The organism is Synechococcus sp. Cruz CV12-2-Slac-r (assembly GCF_024346075.1).
In the GTDB taxonomy this organism is placed as follows: Bacteria; Cyanobacteriota; Cyanobacteriia; order PCC-6307; family Cyanobiaceae; genus Synechococcus_D.
This window is the reverse complement of sequence record NZ_JAGQEK010000221.1, coordinates 1-2,156: the sequence shown is the minus strand read 5'-3', so window position 1 is coordinate 2,156 and position 2,156 is coordinate 1. Positions and strand designations below refer to the sequence as shown.

The window sequence follows — 2,156 nt, the reverse complement described above, 5'->3', positions numbered from 1 at the left end:
TTCTTCTCTTCTCGGTCTGAAAGTGCATCGAGTGCCTGTGTAATCGCCTCCGCTTTAATTAAATCCTTTGCGTCGCCATGGCTGATCCACATAGCCGGGGCAATGCCTACAAGCTCAACCACTATCGATTGATCTTGGCTGCCCCTGCCGGTGCTATTAACCAGAATGCGTTTATCAGCTTGAATAACATTCTCAGCCGTTAGCCAGCTCATTTTTATCGTTTGATCGAATGCGGCTGGGATTGAGCTATGACCAGAACTTGCATCAATAGCAGTAGCCCCGCCGCTTTTTCTTGCGTGATGGATGCAAACAACCGTTGCCTTGCAATTAACTTCTGCTAATGCAACGAATAAGCGTTCAAGCTGAGCAATAAACTCACGATTATTTTCATCGCCCTCTAAGTAGCTTCTCAAGCAATCGACAAGTAACAAAGAATTAGGTCGTTCTTTGCACATGGTAACGATTGATTTTATACCCATCGGACTTAGATCTAACTTGTTGCCTTTGGCCGCTAATTTAACTTTAGGCATACTAACTGAACCGTCGGGATTGGTTTTAGCTAAACCTTCCCTACGTAGTAATTTTGTCCATTCTTTAGCTAACATATCGGCGCCAAGAATAATTAACTGATCACAACGATTATGTATTGGCTGCCCTAAACAATGCGATTTGCCACCTAACATGCAACCAGCCAAATGGAGCATCAATGCTGTTTTGCCCACCTTTGGCGGGGCAATAACTAGGTTACTAGATTGATATAACAACAAGTCGCCCCATAATTTAGCCTCTGATTCAGCCGGAACATTTATATCCTCGCCAAACAAAACAGGCTCTTTATATCCTGTTTGCCGAATAAGAGCTTTGGCTGTACTTTCCGATAAGCCAAACCCTAATTCAGCTGCTTCTTTTTTGGTTAATAATGCTTGCTTTAATGGATCGTCGGTTGTTGATTTAATCGAAAGAATCTTAGCTTCTAAAGTATTTAGATCCTTAGCATCCTGATCGATTGCACGGGCGCTACTGATGGCCGCTGCAATCTCATCATTTGATGGACTCTTCGCGTAGATCCAATCCTCAATACCCAAACCACCGTCGGCTGGTGGCTTGCCCCACGGCAGCCCAGGGGCAAGCAGCTGTTTCACCCCAGGCACTTCACTTGATAGATACCTGAACCACTTATCTAGATCGGCTGCATCGCAATCAGGCACCAATACGATCTCAACACCATTGGATTGCATCGCCTGGAGCTTTGCCACAAGCACTTCATCCTTCTGGTTTAGCAGGCTGATGGCTGTAAACCCCTTGCCAGCAAGCAGTTCAGCTTTCAGCTCACCCCTAACCACAAACAGCCGTTTTGCATCTCCAACCTTTTCCCATAGATAAGGTGCAACATCGCTTTGGGGCCGCCCACCTAAACCGCCTTTACACCAAGCAACTTGCTTGCCGCCTGCTGAATCCTTCCTAAACCTTTGCACCGGGCATCGCGCCCCATCCCAAAAGCGGTAATCAAAATGCCTTATTCCATTTGGCCGTGGTGCCTTAAGAGTGGAAGCGTCTAGCTTCCACATCCCGCAGCCCTGGGCTTCTTGCGATTGCCCTAGATAGACATAGGACGGGTTATCAATAGAAGCCTTACCGGGCTTCCCATTACGCTTTGTATGGCAGAAAACCCTGCCATCACTAGCTATTCTGCAATCACCATCTTTAGTTCGCCCGCAAATTGGGCACGGCGATTTGACACCAGATGGCGCAAAAGCAGTAGACATGTGATACGATTAACTAGGTTTTGTGCTACGCATACACGGGAGTCGCTTGACTCCCTTTTTTCATGCGTAGCGGTACGGAAGCATATCACGCTATCCCTAGCGTCTAGCCGCTTTATACCCTCTCCCATATCCGCGTATGCTCAGAAGTTGACCATAGCTGCTAATATCAAATCAAAGTTTATTCTTGTTTTCTGTGGCTGATGGCGATAGCTGCACCGTTGATTCCATTGAGTAATTGCGTTGCGCTGCTAATGCAGAAGACGAAAACGGCAAGCCGCTCTATATCCCCGTTGATCCAAGCCGTCCGCTCGGTAAAAACAATCCTCCCCGCCGCCCAAAAGGTGTTGCCGCACCTCCACCAAGACCATCTAGGCAGGAGGTGGAGCGACG

General features: G+C 47.5%; 1 protein-coding gene. It reads right to left on the bottom strand.

The genetic code is table 11. The annotated features are described in order from the left end of the window. Positions 1-1,085: AAA family ATPase (locus tag KB557_RS10905; RefSeq protein WP_255134133.1), on the bottom strand; the 1,085-nt coding region annotated here is incomplete at its 3' end. Positions 1,086-2,156 lie beyond the last annotated feature (1,071 nt).